Annotated in this window: 16 protein-coding genes; 7 read left to right on the forward strand and 9 right to left on the reverse strand. The window is 45.9% G+C overall.

The window, feature by feature from the left end:
* Position 1 precedes the first annotated feature (1 nt).
* A complete protein-coding gene (gene ftsH2 / locus H6F98_RS06985) occupies positions 2–1888 on the reverse strand; it encodes an ATP-dependent zinc metalloprotease FtsH2 (RefSeq protein WP_192217944.1) in 1887 nt (628 codons plus the stop codon).
* A 419-nt stretch (positions 1889–2307) separates the two neighbouring features.
* Positions 2308–3540 carry a ferredoxin--NADP reductase gene (gene petH / locus H6F98_RS06990; RefSeq protein ID WP_192217945.1) on the reverse strand — a complete coding sequence of 411 codons (1233 nt, stop codon included), beginning with the start codon at positions 3538–3540 and terminating at the stop codon, positions 2308–2310.
* 544 nt (positions 3541–4084) lie between these two features.
* Here petH and H6F98_RS06995 point away from each other — a divergent pair.
* From H6F98_RS06995 to H6F98_RS07020, 6 genes are all read left to right on the forward strand, one after another.
* Positions 4085–5089: a phosphoribulokinase gene (locus tag H6F98_RS06995; RefSeq protein ID WP_192217946.1), complete on the forward strand. Its 1005-nt coding sequence runs from the start codon at positions 4085–4087 to the stop codon at positions 5087–5089.
* Positions 5090–5211: 122 nt separating this feature from the next.
* Complete coding sequence (locus H6F98_RS07000) at positions 5212–5550, forward strand: hypothetical protein (protein ID WP_192217947.1); 339 nt, start codon at positions 5212–5214, stop codon at positions 5548–5550.
* 52 nt (positions 5551–5602) lie between these two features.
* Entirely contained in the window at positions 5603–5902 is a 300-nt protein-coding gene (locus tag H6F98_RS07005) for a Uma2 family endonuclease (protein WP_192217948.1), read from the forward strand.
* A 128-nt stretch (positions 5903–6030) separates the two neighbouring features.
* On the forward strand, positions 6031–6255 hold the full coding sequence (locus H6F98_RS07010) for a hypothetical protein (RefSeq protein ID WP_192217949.1): 225 nt from the start codon (positions 6031–6033) through the stop codon (positions 6253–6255).
* Positions 6255–6671, forward strand: a complete 417-nt coding sequence (locus tag H6F98_RS07015; protein ID WP_192217950.1) for a PIN domain-containing protein — start codon at positions 6255–6257, stop codon at positions 6669–6671. The genes H6F98_RS07010 and H6F98_RS07015 overlap by 1 nt, the downstream gene beginning before the upstream one ends.
* Before the next feature lie 440 nt (positions 6672–7111).
* The gene (locus tag H6F98_RS07020) at positions 7112–7483 is read left to right on the forward strand and encodes a pentapeptide repeat-containing protein (RefSeq protein ID WP_192217951.1); all 372 of its coding nucleotides are present in this window, start codon (positions 7112–7114) and stop codon (positions 7481–7483) included.
* 219 nt (positions 7484–7702) lie between these two features.
* Here the strand turns inward: H6F98_RS07020 and H6F98_RS07025 are convergent, their stop codons facing one another.
* The 6 genes from H6F98_RS07025 to H6F98_RS07050 form a co-directional block, all read right to left on the reverse strand.
* Positions 7703–8284, reverse strand: coding sequence for a TIGR04376 family protein (locus H6F98_RS07025; protein ID WP_192217952.1), 582 nt, complete (start codon positions 8282–8284; stop codon positions 7703–7705).
* Between the two features lie 67 nt (positions 8285–8351).
* Complete coding sequence (locus tag H6F98_RS07030) at positions 8352–10961, reverse strand: CHASE2 domain-containing protein (RefSeq protein ID WP_192217953.1); 2610 nt, start codon at positions 10959–10961, stop codon at positions 8352–8354.
* A 126-nt stretch (positions 10962–11087) separates the two neighbouring features.
* Positions 11088–11855: a DUF928 domain-containing protein gene (locus tag H6F98_RS07035; protein ID WP_192217954.1), complete on the reverse strand. Its 768-nt coding sequence runs from the start codon at positions 11853–11855 to the stop codon at positions 11088–11090.
* 127 nt (positions 11856–11982) lie between these two features.
* On the reverse strand, positions 11983–14790 hold the full coding sequence (locus tag H6F98_RS07040; RefSeq protein WP_192217955.1) for a CHAT domain-containing protein: 2808 nt from the start codon (positions 14788–14790) through the stop codon (positions 11983–11985).
* Between the two features lie 10 nt (positions 14791–14800).
* Entirely contained in the window at positions 14801–17707 is a 2907-nt protein-coding gene (locus H6F98_RS07045) for an S-layer family protein (RefSeq protein WP_192217956.1), read from the reverse strand.
* Positions 17708–17753: 46 nt separating this feature from the next.
* The gene (locus H6F98_RS07050; RefSeq protein ID WP_192217957.1) at positions 17754–18968 is read right to left on the reverse strand and encodes a hypothetical protein; all 1215 of its coding nucleotides are present in this window, start codon (positions 18966–18968) and stop codon (positions 17754–17756) included.
* Between the two features lie 652 nt (positions 18969–19620).
* On the opposite strand from H6F98_RS07050, the gene H6F98_RS07055 reads away from it, so the two are divergent.
* Complete coding sequence (locus tag H6F98_RS07055; RefSeq protein WP_192217958.1) at positions 19621–19956, forward strand: hypothetical protein; 336 nt, start codon at positions 19621–19623, stop codon at positions 19954–19956.
* 124 nt (positions 19957–20080) lie between these two features.
* Here the strand turns inward: H6F98_RS07055 and H6F98_RS07060 are convergent, their stop codons facing one another.
* Positions 20081–20419: a type II toxin-antitoxin system PemK/MazF family toxin gene (locus H6F98_RS07060; RefSeq protein WP_192217959.1), complete on the reverse strand. Its 339-nt coding sequence runs from the start codon at positions 20417–20419 to the stop codon at positions 20081–20083.
* Positions 20420–20456: the final 37 nt, after the last annotated feature.

A 20456-nucleotide genomic window follows, 5' to 3' on the forward strand; every position in this document is an offset into this window, starting at 1 on the left:
ATTAGAGCACAGGAACGAATTGCTCCTTCTCAGGAACCTCCGTGTACTCTGCAACAATCTGGCGGAACTCTTCACCATCAATGGTTTCCTTCTCGATTAAGAGGTCAACCAGACGGTCAATCACGACACGATTTTCCCGCATGATTCGCCGCGCATCTTCGTGGCAATGCTCAACAATAGTGCGGACTTGGTTATCAATGCGTGTGGCAATTTTTTCTGAGTACTCTGCTCTTGAGGTCAAACCAGCACCGAGGAATACTTCTCCTTCCTGGCTTTCTAAGGAGAGTGGGCCTAAGTCTGACATACCAAAGCGCGTTACCATTTGCCGCGCCATTGCCGTCACTTGCTGTAAGTCACCACCAGCACCCGTTGTCACTTCAGAATCGCCAAAGATTTCTTCCTCTGCCGCTCTGCCTCCCAAAGCTCCACTAATCCGAGCTTTGAGTTGAGAGCGAGTAATCAAGCCTTGTTCTTCGTTAGGAGTAAACCAGGTCAAACCCTGAGCTTGTCCACGAGGAATCAAGGTAACTTTTTGTACGGGATCATGGTCTTTGAGTACAGTACCAACGATCGCATGTCCAACTTCGTGGTAAGCAATTAAGCGCTTGCTCTTGCTATCTACGAGTGGAGTGCCTTCCATCCCCGCTACAACGCGGTCAACAGCGTCATCAACTTCAGCCATCGTAATCGCTTCTTTACGGCGACGGGCGGTAAGAATTGCGGCTTCATTGAGCAGGTTAGCTAAGTCAGCACCTGTAAATCCAGGAGTACGCCGTGCGATTGCTTCTATGGAGATTTCTGGCGCTAGTTTTTTATTACGAGCATGAACTTCCAAAATACCGATACGTCCTTTCATATCAGGCGCATCGACCATCACTTGGCGGTCGAAGCGTCCTGGACGCAATAGGGCGGAATCCAAGACATCAGGACGGTTAGTCGCTGCGATGATGATAATCCCGGTATTTCCTTCAAATCCGTCCATCTCCGTGAGCAACTGGTTCAGGGTTTGCTCTCTTTCATCGTTGCCCCCACCGATACCTGCGCCACGCTGTCTTCCAACTGCGTCAATTTCATCAATGAAGATGAGGCAAGGAGCGTTTTCTTTGGCTTTCTTGAACAAGTCACGGACGCGGGAAGCACCGACACCGACGAACATTTCAACGAATTCTGAACCGGAGATACTGAAGAAAGGCACTCCCGCTTCACCTGCGATCGCTTTTGCCAGGAGAGTTTTTCCTGTACCCGGAGGCCCAACTAAGAGGACACCCTTAGGAATACGTGCGCCAACGGCTGTGAAGCGTTCTGGCTGTTTGAGGAAGGTAACAACTTCTTGTAGTTCTTCTTTAGCTTCCTCAATCCCTGCCACATCATCAAACAAAACACCAGTTTTCGCTTCCATCTGGAACCGAGCGCGTGACTTACCAAAGTTCATCGCTTGACCGGGGCCACCTGTGATGTTGCTAGAACGACGGAAGAGGAAAAACAGCCCAGCAATTAGGAGAATTGGAAAAATTAAATTTCCGAGCAATCCCCAGATTGCGCCATCATTCCGCATTGGATGTGAATCCAGAGTGATATCCGCCTCTCTTAGCTTGGCAACTAATTCTGGGGCATTCGTTGGCAGATCAACTCGTAGCCGTTGCACTCGGTTATCCAGTTCCGGATCGACCGCTTCAACAATTGCTGTCCGACCAGCATCATAGAGGTCAACACTAGTGACTCGACCAGCATCCAGGTATTCCAAGAAGCGACCATAGGTCATGCGAGTACTAGCTGTATTCTTACCCATATCACTGGCAGCGGTAGAAAATGTTCCCTGCCAGAGGAAAAACCCAATAACAAGGGCAGGTAATGTCCAAAGTAATATTATTCTCCAAGAAATTTTCATCTGTTATTTACCTCTAAATACTGGTCATACACGCTGGTAATAGCCTTACAGAACCATTGGGGCAAGCAAAGCCCAGCTAAAAAATTGAATGAACAGAAAACTTTACTCTTACTACCTATCCATCGTTTTATCAAAACTGTCGGGTTTTGAGCTGTATAAAGGTGAAGACAAGCACTTGTAACGTTATCTTAACTAAATTTAACTTAATTTTCATGCTCTAAGCAAGCTGCTCTCATTTTTAAGGCAGCTGAGAGCAGGGATTATAAACACATGAAAAACGACTAATTGTCAAGTATTTGACCGATTTATCTCCCAAAAGTATTAGCGCGTCTGCATCTTTTAGCAGAAGCCTAAAGAGCAGACGCGCCAATTAAATTTGAGTAGGGCTAATTGCCGATTAAGTACACGACGAGATAAACCTAGTAGGTTTCAACGTGCCAGCGACCAGCTCTCTTCATTTGCTTTTGATACTCAGACCAGGTCACACCTTGCTTTTCGGCAGCGGAGGAAAGCGCAGCATCAATGCCGTCTTCCATACCCTTTAAACCGCAGATGAAGCCGTGAGTCTTCTCGTTTTGCATCAGGTTCCAGAGTTCTTCAGCGTTCTCGGCACATCGATGTTGGATGTACATTCTGCCGCCTTCAGCATTCTTCTGTTCCCGGCTGATGGCATAGGTAACGCGGAAGTTATCTGGGAACTGCTGCTGCAACTCCTCTAGCTGTTCCTTGTAAAGAATGTTAGGAGTAGTAGCGACACCGAAGATCAACCAAGCCAAACCCTTGAACTTGTAATCTTCGTTCTGCTCTTTGAACATCCGCCACAGGAAAGCCCGGAATGGTGCAATTCCAGTACCCGTTGCCATCATGATAATGTTGGCTTCCGGGTCTTCGGGTAACAACATTTCCTTACCCACTGGTCCCGTGATTTTTAATTCATCTCCTTTCTTGAGATTGCACAGGAAAGTAGAGCAAACGCCATAAACAGTTTCGCCTGTTTCAGGATGCTTGTACTCTAGCTGTCTGACACATAGGGAGACAGTCTTGTCATCCAAATGGTCACCATGGCGAGTTGAGGCGATTGAGTAAAGCCGAAGCTTATGAGGTTTGCCTTTGTCATCTGTTCCGGCTGGAATGATGCCAATACTTTGACCTTCTAGGTAGCGTAAATCTCCTCCAGAGAGGTCGAAAGTTAGATGGCGACAAGTGCCGATTCCACCTTCCTTAACTAGCTCTTCATTCGATAGACACCGACCAACAAAAGGAGCATTAGGCCGGTAGATATTGACGGGAATGTCAGTTTTCGCTTTTGCTTGAGTCATGGACTTGCCTTTCTCTTCTGACTTGGTTTGCTGTGGTTCAGCTTTTGGTTTAGCTTCTGGTTCAGCTTTTGGTGCGGCTTCGACCTTCACACCATTGTCAGCAGTTAGAGGCTGAATGCTAACAATTTTTCCACCCATACGGGCAATGCGCTGCATCTCCTGATTCATGCGGCTGTAGGGTACTGTGATCAACACACTACCGCTTCGACGAATCGGGTAGTTCAGCTTGTCGGTTTCTTCGTTCTGACGTAGACCAACCACTTCGTAAACAAACATACGACTACCAAATTCCGTAGTGTTGGCGGAATTAGTAGCCGCGCTAGGACTGTACATTGCTTCAATATCTCCAAACCAAACTTTAATCTGTTGCTAAAACGCGCCCTTTCACCACAAGCCGATTCCACTGTTGGATTCGGGATATGCTCGCGTAGAGCCGACGAAAGCACTCTTAGCGTAACATTGTAAAGCTATGCCCAGTCCTGTTTTACAGTTGTCGTAGGAAAGCCAACTGTAATGCCTCCACTCCATAAGTTACATAGTCACCAACACAAAAACTGTCAATATTGAGTCAATTTCAGGTTTTCTTTACACAAAATGCACGGGCTACCTTAGCATAAATACTGAGGCGAGATGATGCTGTTTGCAGTAAGCCTTGTATGGGTAACCTTGTTTTGGTAAAATTCACTGTTAGCAGCTAGTAGTAAATACTTACGCCGTACCAAGCTTAAAGTCTTCCCTAAAGAGGCAGTCATAACGCACATTGTGCCTTCATGATGTGTCGTTAAATCGCACTAAAACAGAGGGGTTGACCCACGGCTAGAGGCTTTGACTTGCTGGAAGATCTATTTGAGAATATGTTTTACGTTAGAGGGAAGATATGACCACTCAGCTGGACCGCGTGGTATTAATCGGTGTTGCCGGAGATTCAGGGTGCGGTAAATCAACATTTTTGCGCCGCTTGGAAGACCTGTTTGGCAAAGAGTTTATGACTGTGATTTGTTTGGATGACTACCATAGTCTGGATCGCAAACAGCGTAAAGAACAAAAAGTTACGGCATTAAACCCTAAGGCAAATAACTTTGACCTGATGTATGAGCAAATCAAAGCGCTCAAGGAAGGTCAGTCTATTAATAAGCCGATTTATAACCACGAGACTGGTGAACTTGACCCGCCAGAGCTGGTGAAACCGAATAAAGTCGTCGTGATTGAGGGGCTTCACCCACTGTATGATGAGCGGGTGCGATCGCTTCTTGACTTCAGCGTTTACCTTGATATCAGCGATGAGGTCAAAATTAACTGGAAAATCCAGCGAGATATGGCAGAGCGGGGTCACCGCTATGAGGATGTGCTGGCAGCAATTAATGCCAGACGCCCAGATTTTTCGGCTTACATTGAGCCACAAAAAGAACACGCCGATGTCGTTATCCAGATTTTGCCCACCGAACTCTTGAAGGAGGACAAGGAAAGCAAACTCCTGCGTGTGCGCTTAATTCAACGAGACGGTGTGGAAGGCTTTGAGCCAGTGTATCTGTTTGATGAAGGGTCAACCATTGACTGGAGACCTTGTGGACGGAAGCTAACTTGCGCCTACCCTGGTATCAAACTCTTCTATGGTCCAGACAGCTACTTCGGTCACGATGTTTCAGTCTTAGAAGTAGATGGTCAGTTTGACAATCTAGAGGAGATGATTTACATCGAAAGTCACCTCAGCAACACCTCGACCAAGCACTACGGCGAGATGAGTGAGTTGTTGCTCAAGCATCGAGATGCTCCAGGCTCTAACAATGGCTCTGGATTGTTCCAGGTTCTCGTTGGTCTGAAAATGCGAGCAACCTACGAACGCTTGACTGCTAATCAAGCGCAATATGCTGTCAATGCGTAGATAAACTTCCTGTTGCAACTCAAATAGTTGAGTACGGCGCGAGATGCTAATGTTGGCTCTTGCGCTTTATTTTGGTAAACAGGAGTTAAAGACGTACATTGAATGGGGCGAGGGATTGAGTGATGAGAGTCTGGATAACCTGTTTTGTACTCGTGTTTGGCATGGCAGAGTTTTATCAGTGGGTGAGACACTTCACCATACCTCTGCCAGTATTTATTTTGGCTGGAGCAATACTAGCGATCGCATCTAACTACGGCAAATATGCGGGCTGGTCTTTCCAACAACATGACCAAACTGGGGCAAATCAAGGACAATCTCCTTCAATTGGTTTTACAAAGCAAGCGGACTGGGCGACGCTCAATCCATCGGCTGCCACACCAATGCCGAAAGCGAATCGACCAATTTCCTTCATCATCAATCGCCCGACTCAAGAAAGAGCAAGGGAAGACAGAAGAGGATGAGGTGATGGGGTGATGAGGGGAAAGAGAAAGTACTACATTTGAGGGCTAACCCATGACCGCTGCGATCGCCACACCCATCAATCACATTAAGTTGGCTCCTGGTAGTGCCATGATCATTTCAGGGCTAACCTGGAAGACCTATGAAGCTCTGCTGCAAGACTTGGGAGATAATCGCTCGACTCGCATTGCCTATGACCAGGGAGTATTGGAGATCAGGATGCCAGGAGAACCGCACGAAATCGTCAATCGGCTGCTGGCAAAAATCATTACGGTGCTGGCAATGGAGTTGGGGATGGAGTTGGGGATGGAGGCGATCGCTGAGTTTAAAGCAGGGCATTGCCGAGAAATCTGATCTTGTAGATTAGGTTGACTTCATGAAACCCAACAACTTCTTACCCGATCACTTCCGCTAATGGGAGCGATCGACAACCTGAACACTTAGCTTAAACTTAGCGTAAACATAGTTTTTTATTGTTATAAATGACAACATTACCAGAATTACAAAAACAAATATTGCAGTTGTCAACTAGCGATCGCTGGCAGTTAGTACAAGTTCTTCTGGAATCGCTAAAACGGGAAGCACACCCCAAGTTGAAACGGGGAAACCTGTCCCAACTGCGGGGGATTGCCAAAAGTCATACAACACAAGTGGAGGCTGATGCCAAAGAGGATTATCTAACCTATTTGACCGAGAAATATCAGTAATGCGAGTTTTGATTGATACAAATGTGGTTCTCGACTTCTTGCAAGGGCGGGAACCCTTTGTGGAAAATGCAGCAAGACTGTTTGAACGTATAGATACTGGAGAGATTGAAGGATTTATTGCAGCAACAACAATCACTAACATCTACTACATCGTCCGTAGAGCAGCAGGGAGAGAAGTGGCTCAAAATGCAATCACTCAAGTTTTATCAGATCTAAATATTTGTGCAGTCAATTTAGGAGTGCTGGAACAAGCCCTTGCACTGAATTTTGAAGATTTTGAGGACGCAGTGCAGTATGCCTGTGCAGTAGCGCACAATGTAGATGCAATCGTAACTCGTGATACGTCTGGATTTGTTAACGTGGAGATTCCTGTAGTGTTGCCTGATGAGCTTGATACTATCAGCCCTGGTGAGTGAAGAAACTAAAACAACACTTGACGCGGCATAACAACTTCGAGCTTGCTTAATTGACACACGTTTCGTTGATCGCGATCGCCAAGACTACACAGCAATCAATCGCCTTAGTTACATAAAATAGCCAGAGATGAATTTTTCTTTCAATTTTGAACAATCCTAAATGTCCTTTTTTCTGCACTTCTATTAACAATTAAATGTTAAGCCAATGATAGATGCGATTACTCATTTATTTTGGAGCATTTATTTAACAGCGACACGATTAATCTTCCGTTTAACGACCCCTGATAAAACCTTTAGCCTTACAGAGAAGCTTTTACGAAAGATTCCCACTTGGCTATTTGTTACAGGGGCTATTGTTTCTCTTACTTCGATTGCATTATGGGTTGAAGCCGATAGCATTAAATCATTTCGAGATGTTGTAAGGATACTTTTTGAAAGATATGAATACTAGTCTTTTTATCAGAGGCAATTTTTGTAAGGCAGATCTCAGTCATGCCAATTGCTGGAGAACGATATTGCAGGACGCTAAATTTTGCAGTGCGACCTTAGTCGAAGTAGATTTTCGGGGTGCCCAGCTTCAAAATTCTACTTTTCTTGAGGCTAATTTAACAGGAGCAGATTTACGCTGGGCTAAATTGGATGGCGTTAATTTCTCCAAAGCTAAACTCAATAACGTTGATTTCACAGAAGCAGAGTTTGGTAATGCTGACTTTAGTGAAGCGATCGGATTAACAGAGGAACAAGTTAGAGCAGCTTTGGATTGGGTTAGGGCAATCTATCCCGAAGATTTATGCCGTCAGCTAGGACTTTAGCGGCAGGCTAACAATTCAAATGTAGCGGACGGACGCAAGCCACTAGCAGGGTGGCAAAGGTTGTCTGCCGCCGCTGATTTGAGTCGTTGAGAGTTCAAAATGGCTGCAACCGCAATCTCTTGATTTGCAGCAAGAAGAAACTATGCCAATCAGAAAATATTTAGTCTACCACTGGCTAGTCACTGGGACGGACGCTCACTTGAATTTTGAATTGCGTTACTATCGCCCCAGATTCCGCTTCAACTGTTCCAACTCGTCATCCATTTCCCAACGCCTAAACTTATCGTCTAAGGGGTCTGCTCCACTAGGGATATTGCGGTTGCTAGTTTGGTTCCAGGCAAATGCCTCCGACCCAGAAGGAGACTGATAACTACTAGCACGCGCAGCTTCCACCTCAGTCGCTTTTGCCTTGACTTCCTGCCGACGGACTTGAATCTGACGCTGTAACTCCTGCGCTTGGGTAATTCGCTGCTTTAGCCCTTCCATCTGTCCCCAACGTTGGTTCCCCTGACGTAATAGAGCTGACTCTCGCTCTTGAGCACCTTGAGCTAAATCCTCTCTACCCGCCGACCTTGCCTTGTCAACCCGTGCGTGCCAGCGTTGAATATCTTGGGCGATCGCAAGAATATCATCCTGCAAACGCTTTTGCTCAAGCTGTAAGTCAGCAACTAACCGGAGCGTGTCTTCTTCCTGCTCCCGTAGCTGCTCCTCTAGTGCCTGTAACTCTAGATGAGGGTTATTGCGGATAAATTCCTCTAGGCGGTTTTCAAGAAACCGATTGAGATCGTCAATCAAACCCACTGAAGGCACTCCTAAGCTCAGGTATGACAAACTATGTTAGCAGTCCTGCTCTCGCCAGATCCAAGAATTAATCGACAAGAGCCGCGATCTCGATTTGCTGACAGCGTTCTAGATAAATTTGAGCAACAGTGTCCCTAGGCGTTATCTTCAGACAATCTTGAAGTAGCTGGCCTGCCTCCCTAAGCGAATTCATATTGTAAAGAAATAGGGCTTGTTCAAACATTGATTTTGTAAGTAGCTTCCCTATTCTCAGTTCTGGAGGATCGGCATCAAAGATTTCAAAGACTGAGACGATTTCTGATTTACCCTTAACTTTGACCTGATCGATAAAGCGGAAACAATACTCAACGGGGTGATGTAAACACAGAAAAGTATGATGAGAAATAACGAGCGACACCCCATAAGCTTTTGTCAATTCTTCTAAGCGGGCGGCTAAATTAACAGCATCACCAATCACAGTGCCATCCATTCGGTTGTATCCTCCTACTGTCCCCAACATTAGAGAACCCGTGTTGATACCGATGCCGATTTGGATGGGTGGACGTTCCTGACAAGTCCCTGTTGTATTATATTCGGCGAGTCGATGTAACATATCGATTCCGGCTTTAACTGCGTCATCAGGACTGCGACTAAATAGAGCCATAATTGCATCGCCGATATATTTATCAATAAAGCCATTATTTTCAATAATTGTAGGCTCCATACGGCTCAGGTAGGCATTGATAAATTTGAAATTCTCTTGGGGAGTCATCTTTTCCGAGAGAGTCGTAAAGTTACGAATATCGGCGAAGAGAACTGACATGAAAAGCGCTACCTGGTCGCCTAATTTGACATCACTAATACTTTCTTTATTCAACAACTGGAGAAATTGGCGTGGCACAAAGCGTGCATTTGCCTGATTGAGTTCATAGAGTTGATCAATAAACCTTTGTCGCTCTAATTCTCCCCGTTTGCGTTCAGTGATGTCTTGAAAGGCAGCGATCGCATAAGCAATGTTACCCAAGTCGTCATAGATCGGCGTTCCCCAAGCTTCGATCGGGATAATCTTGTCTCCTTGATGAATTTCTATATCATCAGTGGTGGTACGTTCACCCCTCAACGCACGCACGATGGATAAGTTTTCTACAGGATAAATCTGATTTGTACCTGCGAGATAGATTTGATAAACCTCTGATAACTGATCAACGGTTGCTGAGGCTACGACCCCTTTACCCAGCAACTCAATAGCTTTCTGATTAGTAAAGTAGGGTTTACCTGTTGCATCAAGCACAGCTACCCCCACTGACACACCGTCTAGAAATTGAGCTAACCGCCGCTCACTATGGCGCATCGCTGTCTCAGCTTGGTGCTGCAACTCGGTGGTCATGGAATCGTAATGCTCGGCGGTAGTCTCCAATAAGATTTCCAGGTCAACCTTTTCACGCTGCAATTCTAGTGTTTGGTAAAGAGCGATCGCAATCACAGAGCCTGTAAATGCGAGAAATGGGGAAACCACAGGTATCCACCATCCTCCTTCAACAAAGACGACGTAGCTGCCCGTGAGCAAAATACACCCCGCTGAGATAATGCACAGACCAAGGACTGTCCATCTCAGCAATACATTCTTTCTGAACAGATTTACCTTCAGCAAAGCTGAACTTAGTGTGCTGCCAGCCAAAGACCAACCCAAAATCCACAACCACTCGACAGGTTCCTCCCAACTCTTAATCAAAGGTCGTCCTTCTAGGGCTGTACTTAAAATCTGGCTCGTTAAATTCGCGTGAATCACGACACCAGGCATTTGTTCAGGACTAGAGAAGAACCTGCTACGAGTATTAAAAACCGTACTGGAGTAGGGAGTGAAGAAATAGTCGTTGAGGCTTTGTGTAGTGGAGCCAATCAGGACGATGCGATCGCGTACCAAGTCTGATGAAATGCGATTTTCTAGAATATCTGTAAGCGATACAGTCCGGAAGTTTTCTTGTGTCCCGCGAAAATTCAACAAAATTTGGTAGCCACCAGAATTTGCCTTGATGTAACCACCTTCATTACCCGTAAAGGGCGTAAATACGGCTTTACCCAATCGATAATGCTTCTTGTTAGGATTAATCACCTCAAGGGCAATGTTCTCGCTTTTGAGATACATTAAAGCCAGTTTTACTCCTAGGCTTTCTCTAGTTTGACCATCCTGTCCTTTAATCGTTAATAAGCCTCGGCGAACCTTGCCGTCCGTATCTAATACCAAATCAGCCATGCTCACTTGCTCAAGCTGGCTCAAGGTTTTTGATGGTGCAATAGTCTTCCCAACCACCTTCTCAACACCAATAAGATTGGGTGTTGATTTAAACACATTCACCAATGCCTGATGACCTGGTTCTACTGGCAAATCCCGGTAAATATCCAGGCCAATGGCTCTAGGCTTTTGTGCTTTCAGGTTTTTAATGACTTTTGCCAGGACAGCATCAGAAATCGGCCATTGCCCAACCTTTTGAATATCCGACTCATCAATAGTGACAATAACAAGGCGTGTATCAACAAGCTCCCTAGGACGTAGACGAAAAAAGTGATCGTGAGTCACCCATTCCGACGGTTGCAAAAATCCCAGCGAGTTCGCAGCGACGACTAAGCCCGCTACACTAGGGGCAATAATCAGTACCTCTCGCCATTTCCAAATTTGTCGCTTGAGCTTTTGCCGCATATACCATCAGCAATCAGTAATACTTAAAAGTTGACCCTTTGCTGATTGCTAATTATTGACTTGAGAGTATTTAATTACTATCAGCCATTAGCCATGGATTGTGTAGTGTCCTGATAATTTAAAACCCTATTGTAGTAGTGGCTTAGTTGCGATCGCGTCTAGCCCCACTGACTTTAATAAGTTTGCCCAAGTAGCGGCTAAGGTTAGATCATTCGGTTGCGATCGCCTTAGCTCTGCCAACGTTGCTACAGTATCGTACCAAATGCCATCAGCTCCGTACACGGCTGCACGCTCTAGGGGTGATAGATTCTTGAGCTGACTACTGAATTCTGTATTAAGTTCAATTCGCTGAATCTGACCTTCAACTCTTGGATCGTCAACAGCAAGTCTTTCTCCGCAGATTGTGACAAACGACCATTGATAGCTCTTGCCAATTTCAAGAGCAGGTGCATCCGCTGGAAGCTTGAAGCTAACAATGCCAGACGTTTCAGGCATTGGTAACGTTGCTTGATAATAATAACTCTCGTCTTTATCCTTAAGAGAAAAAAATGCTTTTTGTGCAGATGTTTGAGGGACATAAACAAAGAAAGTGGGACGCTCAACCAGCGTTAATCCCCGATTAGTGGTTGGCATCAATGGCGTAATCGTCTGTTGGGAGGCGATCGCATCTTGGAGACATTGCCCACTATCGCGAGAAGCTCCTCCCACCGTATTATCAGGTTTCCCCTCACCTGGAGGTTCAAATGTCACTTGAAAAACTGTATGACCTGGTAGGGTTGGATTTTGGCTTGCCAGTCTAGACTGTATCTCTGCCTGTGCGGGTAAGAGAGCCACTAACATGAGTCCTAAGGACAGACTCCCTGAAAATAGCATCAGGGAACTTTGCCGACCCATAATCAAGTATCCTCCTAAAAGCTGTTCTCACCAACTAACTATAATTGCTTTTTGTTTAGACTGTCACCGATTAGTCAATCTAGCTGTACATAACTTTTTATTCTTACTTTTTATAGAAAATATTCTTTCAAAGCCAATTTCCGATCAGAACAAATGGTGCCCAATAAAAAGGATGTTCATAATTGGGTTTGTGTAACAGAACTAACTGAGCCTGACGGAGAGCTTCGGCTTTACTCACCTCAGTCTGGACTAGTTCTTGGTAAAACGCAGCCATAAGTTCGGCAGTCGATTCGTCTCGTACCGACCACAAGGTTGCAAGGGTACTGCGGGCACCAGAACGCACGGCAAATCCTGCTAATCCCAAAGCCGAGCGCTTGTCACCAGTTGCCGTCTGACACGCACTGAGGACGAGTAATTCAATAGGATGTGTATTGGATTGGTTTCTACTTTGAAGTAATTGATCCAACTCTTTGACATTGACGCGACCATCCCAGGTTAAGAGAAATGTGTCCTCTGCCTTGGAACTGAATTGAGCGTGGGTAGCAAGGTGAATGATCGGAAAAGGGAAAGCATTAATCTGCCGTTCTAGTGTAGTTTTGATAAACTCCTGATTCAGAAGTACCTTAGATGGCAACTCCGAGGCAATTTGCTTGAGTTCAGACTCTACAGCGGGTAGCGAAGAAAAGCCTTGACGAGCCTCAGTAAGTCCACCCGTTAAAACTTTGAGCTGTTCTCGAATTAGCGATCGCGTTTCCAACAACTGCAAGCCGGGACTCAGGGCAATGCTATATTTCTCTACAAGATACTGTTGTCCATCATACAAAGCTGCCATTGGCAGACTCCGCAAGGCACCATCTAATACGAAGACTAAAGTTTTAACTCCACTTGCCGCTAACTTACTTTCAGCAGGTTGGACGAGCCAGTTATAAACTTGTTGGGAGAGGCGCAAACGCTGTTTATTAGAGAACGCAGGATTGAGAGATTGTAATAGCTGCTCTAGAAGGCTTTGTACTTCACTCTGCGGTAACTGAGTTTGGTAGTAACCTAGAGGTTGCCCTGGCAGTGATACGATTACCGCTAAACGCTCAGGCAGAATAATCGGATAAATCACAGCGGCGGTTGGGTCAACTCGGTCAATCTGCTCTGGCTTAGCACTTAAACAAGCTTGCCGGAAGAAGTTGTCTAATTCCGCTAGCTGAAGTGATTCAATCACTTGACGCGCTTTATCGAGGTTTTCTTGACTGACTTCTTCCTGATTACGAGGAGGTTGCAATAGCAATTGAACTAACTCTCGATAGACAGGTTCTACAGTTTCTCGAAAGGAGAACTGAATATTAGGATTAATAGTCACCAAGTCACTACGAAGCAATTGGAGTGAATTAACGGCTTCCGTGTAAGCTGCTGTCGCTTCAGTTAGCTTTCCTTGCTGTTTGAGAATCTGACCCAGTTGCCACTGCCAGCGATAGGCAGTATCGGAAGCATTAATAGATTGAGCAATTTGTAGAGCTTGCTGAGTAAGGTTTTGAGCCTCCTCCCACTGCTGTGTTTGTTTGTAAAGCTGTCCCAACTGACCAAAGGCATAAGACTCTGCTCTTGGGTCTTCCAGCATTCTTGCCTGTTGTGCAGCTGTGGCTAAAAGCTTCGCAATATCATTTGTGTTTTGTGGGTTACCATTAACGACTGGCCATTTCATCAAGCTTTCCGCCAAATTAACTTGAGCGTAGACAGCATCATGACTGACAGGCAAATCAGGTAGTTGAGACTGGATTTGAGGCAATAAGGCTTGAGCCGCATCCCACTGTTTGAGTTGTAGATTTAAGCTTAGTTGGTTGAGTTGAGCTTCGAGTTTAGTGATTGGGCTAGTTGCATTGGTTGCTGCCTTAGTGTACAAGGCAAGAGCCGTCGTGTAATCTTCTAAGTCTCTGGCAGTATTACCCAGACTAAAAAAGGTTTCACTGGTATCAAGGGAAGAGTCAAGGCGCTGGATTATTGCCAAGCTTTGCTCTAAGACTTCCTGGGACTTCTGCAAATCTCCCACAACCTGTAACGCAACCCCTAAGCTACGCAACCCAGTAGCCTTGAGGAGGGAATCAGGATAAGCTTGCAGATCCTTATTCACCTGCTCTAGAGTCGTTTGTGCGCGTCGGTACAGTCCTAACGTTTGCAAAGCTTGAGCTTGGTTAATCTGGCTGCCGAATCTGCCAATGTCATCTCCAGCATCAGTGTAGGCTGCTTGTGCTTGTTTCCAGGTATCGAGAGCCGCTTGGGCTTGTCCCCTAGCCAGTTGAAGACTGCCTTGAGTATTTAGAGTATGAGCAAAGATCAGTTTTGAGTTTTGAGTTCTAAGTTCTAAGTTGTTGAGCCGTTCTAGACTTTGATTAATCGCTGTTTCTGCGGCTTGCCATTGCCCTAAGTCTTGATAGGCTAACGCCAGATAACTGAGGCTCAAAGCTTGGTTGAGGTAATCATTTTGCGCCTCATAACGTTGAGCCGCTTGTTGCCACAAAGTAGCCGCCTGGGCAAATTGTCCTGCCTCGTAGAGGGTTCTACCTTGTGCAAGTTGGCTTGAGGCATCCACTTGAGACTTTATACCAATTTGGTTTAAGTTCGACAGGTTTTCTTGAACGGCTGCCCCCTTAACAAGAGCATTTTCTTGAACTACTCCCCCCTTAAGAAGGGGAGTTGAGGGGGTATGAAATGTACTATTGTTTAACCCAATTGGTATTAGAGGAGAAATTTCTGTTCCTACCAAAAGGCGGGATTTCGGTTGTTCAGATAAAAGTAGCAAGCTCGATTGAGAGGAAGAATACTGCGCGGCTACAGGCAAGACTGTTGTTACAAAGAAAAGGGTGAGAAAGAACACTATCCAGTGTGAAGCCTGAAGTCTGATAATAGACTCGCCCTTGCGCTGAACAAATTTGTTAACCCTTTTCATCTGATCAACCTTATTTTGAGCAATTAGCTGGATGATCCCAAGGCTGTTGAGAAGTCACATCAGATGTCAAAGCGACTAATTCTACTTGACCAGTATCATTAATCAGCCAACCTTTTGCCTCAGTAAGGGGTGTTGGTTGTTGGTTTTGTTCGGATGGCTGGGATTTCGGGATTTTCTCTTGCTCCCCTGCACCTGTGGTGCTACTGGCGAAACGTAAATCTTGCCAAACTGTCCGACCTCTGAGCGTTCCAGTCGGATTTTCGGGTAAGCCACCTCGTCCGGTTATGGCAAAAGAGTTCCCTTCATTCGCTGGACAGCCAGCGACGATGCGCGAACTATTATCAACAACATTTTCTGGTAACTCAACTAATCCCTGTGAGGGGTCAACACTCAGTTGAGTAAGTTCCACAACTCCATCTACCCCCAGTTTTGAACTGGCTGTAATGTCACTTAGTGGAGTCAGTTGGTCACGTCTCTCAAGACCAAAGATACCTTGGGCTGTGATGTTGATGTTACCACCACTCCCATTAAAGGCATTAGCGGTAATATCACTATTTTCTCTAGGGATAGCAACGATCAATTCGGCGTTGATCGTAATATTGCCACCATTTCCGCCGCCCGTATCTTCCGTACCCGCCCTCGTAGAAATTTCACTTTGGTTACGCAAAACTAAATCGTCTTGCACTTGCAGAGTGATATTACCTCCCTCACCGAGGAGGCTGGTAGCGGTAATTGTTCCATCATTAAGTTGGATTGCTTGAGCATTGAGTTGAATGTTGCCACCGTTGCCAGAAACATTGACAGCGCTTATTGTTCCTTGCTCACTTAGCACAATTGAGTCAGCCGTTACTGTCAGATTGCCTGCTGCCCCTGAACTTGTGCTTCTGACTCCAATTTCCGCCCCATCTCGAACGGCTAATACAGAGGTATCAATTGTCAAATCACCTGCCATTCCTGCACCACTGGTATTCGCTTCAATGGCGCTAGGTACAATGCCATCACCGATAATTCCAAAGGAAACTTTTTCCACTGAAGGATCAACGCCAGTGGCAAACCCAGTTACTTCCACTGACTCGGACGCATTGATTGTCAGATTTCCGGCTGCCCCATCGCTACCCGTTGCCGCTGAAATCTGAGCACCGTTTTGAACACTCAACTGTCTCGTTGTAACAGATAAATTCCCGGCTGACGCGGTTCCTCTCTGTCCTGAAACAGTCAACAGTGAGGAAGAGGTGAGCAAACCACTCAGAAACCGACCATCGACTGAGATGCCACTTAACGCGATGGAATCGGCAGCTACAGTAAGTTCTCCGCCGCGCCCACTACCAGCAGAAGACGAGGAGATTTGTGCGCCATCGGCAACAATCAGTTGACCTGTAGTTGTAACTGTTAAATCACCTGCATCTCCAGCACCAAGCGTTGCAGTAAATAGACCAGCAGGAACAGGTGAGAACGCTGGAGTTCCTCTCAATTCGACAAACTCAGCAAGTACAGTAAGCTTTCCCCCACTACCAGTGCTTGCACCACTAGTCGTCGTGCTAATGGCTGTGCCGTCCAAAACCCTTAGCTGTTTAGCGGTAATTGCTAAATCACCTGAATCCCCAATGCCAGCCGTCCCAGTGAGTAAGAGAGAACCATTAGCAAGTTCTGACAACTCGGAAATGTTTAGAGTTAAATTGCCTCCCCGACCATCAGCAAATGCTGTAGTTAAGATATTTGCGCCGTTTTGCATAATTAACTGGCTTGCGTCAATGGTTAAGTCTCCCGCTGCACCACTTATTAAGTCTCCCGTTGCACCACTACGAACACTCAAGCTATACAAGCCGTTGCTAAGGTTAAATGGGTTAAAGGTTCCCTCTAATAACTGTCGTGAGGTTTCTAAAGGAGTTGTTCCCGTGAGTTTTACAGTATCAGCGTGGATACTGAGAGTTCCCCCAGCACCAGAACCAAAGGTAGACGTGGAGACAAAAGCTCTATCTTGGAGGCTGAATTGAGTTGCTTGGATGTCAACACCCCTACCGTCAAAATCGCCAAAGGTTTCAGCAACTAGCTTTGAACCCTCAAGGAGAGTAACGTCTTCTCCTCGCACCCGGATTGCGCCACCGCCTAAACCCGTCACATTGACGGCTGCACTCGTTAACTCAATGTTGCCAAAGTCTTGAATACCTTGATAACCCAAGGTAAAGCCAGTTGTAGTAGGAGTGAGGCTAACGAATCCAGAACTCGCAACGCTACCTAGTTCAATCTGCCCACCGGAAGCGGTCAGATTGCCCCCATCTAAGGTCAAATCACCACCGACTAGGGCTAAGGTTCTACCGGGATTTTCCAGTCCAACACGGGGAGTTGCCGTTAGTACACTATCAGCAACAGATTGATTAATAATCGGGGCAGGGTTTGAACCAAACTGCAATCCGATTGGAAGATTAACTGTAAGCAGTGGTGGAGCCTGAGGATTTATGGCACTAAACTCACTATCTGCTGCAAACTGAATGCTACTGGCTGTTGAGGCAATAAACGAGCCACCAATATTTAATTGAGCATTTTGACCAAAGATAATCCCGTTGGGGTTGATGAAAAACAGGTTAGCCGTGCCGTTAGCGCCAATCAAACCGTCGATATTGGAGGTATTTCCCCCAGTAACGCGGCTGAGGATATTCTGAACATCCAAAGCGTTGTTGAAAAAAGCGTTTAAGCCTGTGGGGACAGAAAACTCCTGGAAGCTGTGAAATAGATGGCTACCAACTTGCGTACCGTCTTCGATCACAAAGGTGTTGCCATTAGAGGTGACAAGAGAATTACGCGGCAGCGTTCCATCGGGTATGATTTGCCCCCTAGCTGTGCTGGCAGTAGCCAGAAGGCAAAGGCTGACACTAAGCCAAAGGTCGTAACAACTCAGTTGCCGGAAAAAGCTGCCCATAATCTTATGGCACCTTTGTTAGTGCTATTTAGATTTTTATCGTCTTTTAGAACTTCTGTCCCACATAAACAGAACGAACTTCGCCATTGCGTCGAATCACAGCTTCCTGGTTCGCTACCGAGACTAAAATCCAGCCGCTAGCACCGATCGCTTCTCCCACAGTAATACGTTGAGTGACACCACTAACGTCAAATAAGGCAGCAGAGCGATCGCCAAGTTCCAGTAACCCTACAAGAGTATGGTTTGCCACAGGTGCAGGGGATTGCACAGTCGGTGAAGTTGGGACGGCGACCGAGGGGGGCGCTGGCAACCTCCTAGGAGACGGTGCCGCAGCCTGAGGACTGGTGGGTGCTGGGGGTCTTGCGGCTGATGGTTTTGCGGCTGGGGGTCTTGCGGCTGATGGTCTGGTGACGGGTGGAGGGAGTGGAACTGATGACCTGACTGGTGGTGGTGGAAGTTGGACTGATGGTCGGGCTACTGATGGTACTGGTGGAATTGATGGTCTAGCTGCAACCGAGGGCGCTGATGGTGCCGCAGGAGTTGATGGTGGATAAACGGGGATGTAGACTCGTTCAAGAACAGTTGGTGCTTGGTTCTGAGCAAGAGTACGATTGCCAGCCGTCGGAACGGGGGGTAGGTTAGTCGCAGTTGCAGTACTAGATGCTGTAGTGGCTGGTGTTGCTGGCTTTTGATTCGCTCCAGTCTTACGGTCAATCACCTCAAGCGATCGCTGCATGTAGCTAATAAACTGGGAATCCGAGTCCGTAATCTGACCATTCTCGGCGGAAGGTGAACCCGCAAAATTCAGCCATCCCGGCAAAGCCAGCTTGGTCTTATTGCTCAGCAGCATAATTGCCATCACAACAAGCGAAGCGACACCGACTGCCAGTAGGACTTTTTCAATCGACCAGTTCCACCGCTTATTCTGAACAACGGGGGGGCTAGCAACATCTGTGTCTAGTTGCTCTAGCGGCACCATATCAATTGACTCATCAAGACTTGGCTGTTGTACCAATTCCTGAGGAGGCATTACTGCTGGTGGCATTGTGATTTGCGGAATCACAATTGATTTTAAGGAGACATATTCTGGCTTAACCGGTTCCGTTGGTAACTTACTTCCCCCCTCCAAAATCCGGTCGATATCCGAAAATAACTCATCCATTAACTTATCGGCTTCGGAATCTGCCGACCAAGGTTGGATAGAAGCGGGAGCATTCAGTGGCTGACTTGCCCTTTTGTTTGTGATAACGTCCTGAGACATGGATGGCTGGCTCTCGTGGCTACAGAATTAACAAGAAGATTGAAGGCATTTGCTGTCGCTTAGATTATCAGTGAAATTATTGATGTTGAGACAAAATTCACACATAACAGCTAGCTTAAGATGCGCCCTAACTCCATAAGTTTTTATAAGGCTAACTTGCTCGTTGTCTCTTTTACACCTCTAGCACCGCAAATTTATCGCTAAATGCAGTTTAAACTCGATGATAAGCTGCTGTGCGTCTAAAATGCATAATTTTACTAATTTTTTGGGGAAGATCTAACCCCTGAGTTTGGGCGAGTTTCCGGTGTTAAGCCTAAAAGCCTTACGCTGCTTGGGATAGGGAGACGATGACTCAAATTTAAGCTGACAAATGTCTTGCAGCACCAGTCCCTTACGATTCTTGATGTCCAGGAAGCGGCTTCTATTACACAAGAAGCTCAGGAACTAGCAAAAATGGTGTATCGCTGGCATCGTTTGTCCTAAGCGACTCGTCTTTTAGGGAGTAAAGCGAGCGAATTAGTTTGCAATGATTGCGATCACGTCCAATGTGTAATCGGCAACAACTACTCTTAAGACATCTTCATTCAAGCGATATATACGAGAATTAGGAGCGTTTACTAAATTTGCAGAGGGATAAATAACTACTGCAACCATGAATGAGAAGCGGACAGACGAAAACCCGTATGAGTTGGACAAAATTCGAGATTTAATAAATAGGGTTCAGCAATCAATTGTTGATGTCGAAACACAAACCCACACAATTGAGCAGGCAGACGAAAACCCGCATGAGCTTGAAAAAATCCGAGATTTAATAAATAGGGTTCAGCAATCAATTGTTGATGTCGAAACGCAAACCAACAAAATTGAGTGGCTTAGGTTGTATTTTGCTCTGTATTTTCTTATGAGGGGTAAATCCATTGCCCCTTCTAGCAAAGGTTTTACAGACCACATGGCAAGTGATATAGACGAGAACACGGATGAGGTCTAGGGTTTTCGGTTGAGGAAGTTCTCGGAAATTTAGGTTCTCTGTGGACAAGTGCAATCGCGTTGACTATACCAGGACTTGCTCAAAATCAGACCAATACCGAAATCTAAATTAACTTAGACCTACATTACTCAGTTAGCAGCTTGCACAACTGCTTAGCCATGTGACTTTGTATATCTACTGAGAGTTCTCCTAATTCACGCTGGAGTATTAGTGCAGAAACTGTCACCAGTTGATGCAGCCTGATAGCAGAAGGCTGTTGCAATCCTGTAGCCGCAAAATCGGAAAGGTTAGTATCTAACAGGATGTCTGTTTCCAGTAATTTAGCGGGAATTGGACTAGTAATATAAGCCAAGATGATATGACGACGCGCTCCTATAGGATTAGTCAAGCAAGCTGCTGGACGCAGTTTATTAACTGATAAATCATCATAGGGAAAAGGCGCTAGAAAAATTTTACCCTTCATTAAATGTTTTACCTTCAGCTAAGGTTAAAAAATTAGC

Source organism: Microcoleus sp. FACHB-SPT15, assembly GCF_014849525.1.
Lineage (GTDB): Bacteria > Cyanobacteriota > Cyanobacteriia > Cyanobacteriales > Coleofasciculaceae > Symplocastrum > Symplocastrum torsivum.

Coding starts and splice junctions, on each gene's coding strand:
- H6F98_RS07030 (WP_192217953.1), bottom strand. CDS start 10,961: ATGCGGCAAAAGCTCAAGCGACAAATTTGGAAATGGCGAGAGGTACTG.
- H6F98_RS07015 (WP_192217950.1), top strand. CDS start 6,255: ATGCGAGTTTTGATTGATACAAATGTGGTTCTCGACTTCTTGCAAGGG.
- H6F98_RS07000 (WP_192217947.1), top strand. CDS start 5,212: ATGAGAGTCTGGATAACCTGTTTTGTACTCGTGTTTGGCATGGCAGAG.
- H6F98_RS07010 (WP_192217949.1), top strand. CDS start 6,031: ATGACAACATTACCAGAATTACAAAAACAAATATTGCAGTTGTCAACT.
- ftsH2 (WP_192217944.1), bottom strand. CDS start 1,888: ATGAAAATTTCTTGGAGAATAATATTACTTTGGACATTACCTGCCCTT.
- H6F98_RS07040 (WP_192217955.1), bottom strand. CDS start 14,790: ATGAAAAGGGTTAACAAATTTGTTCAGCGCAAGGGCGAGTCTATTATC.
- H6F98_RS07055 (WP_192217958.1), top strand. CDS start 19,621: ATGAATGAGAAGCGGACAGACGAAAACCCGTATGAGTTGGACAAAATT.
- H6F98_RS07060 (WP_192217959.1), bottom strand. CDS start 20,419: ATGAAGGGTAAAATTTTTCTAGCGCCTTTTCCCTATGATGATTTATCA.
- H6F98_RS06995 (WP_192217946.1), top strand. CDS start 4,085: ATGACCACTCAGCTGGACCGCGTGGTATTAATCGGTGTTGCCGGAGAT.
- H6F98_RS07020 (WP_192217951.1), top strand. CDS start 7,112: ATGAATACTAGTCTTTTTATCAGAGGCAATTTTTGTAAGGCAGATCTC.
- H6F98_RS07045 (WP_192217956.1), bottom strand. CDS start 17,707: ATGGGCAGCTTTTTCCGGCAACTGAGTTGTTACGACCTTTGGCTTAGT.
- H6F98_RS07050 (WP_192217957.1), bottom strand. CDS start 18,968: ATGTCTCAGGACGTTATCACAAACAAAAGGGCAAGTCAGCCACTGAAT.
- petH (WP_192217945.1), bottom strand. CDS start 3,540: ATGTACAGTCCTAGCGCGGCTACTAATTCCGCCAACACTACGGAATTT.
- H6F98_RS07035 (WP_192217954.1), bottom strand. CDS start 11,855: ATGGGTCGGCAAAGTTCCCTGATGCTATTTTCAGGGAGTCTGTCCTTA.
- H6F98_RS07005 (WP_192217948.1), top strand. CDS start 5,603: ATGACCGCTGCGATCGCCACACCCATCAATCACATTAAGTTGGCTCCT.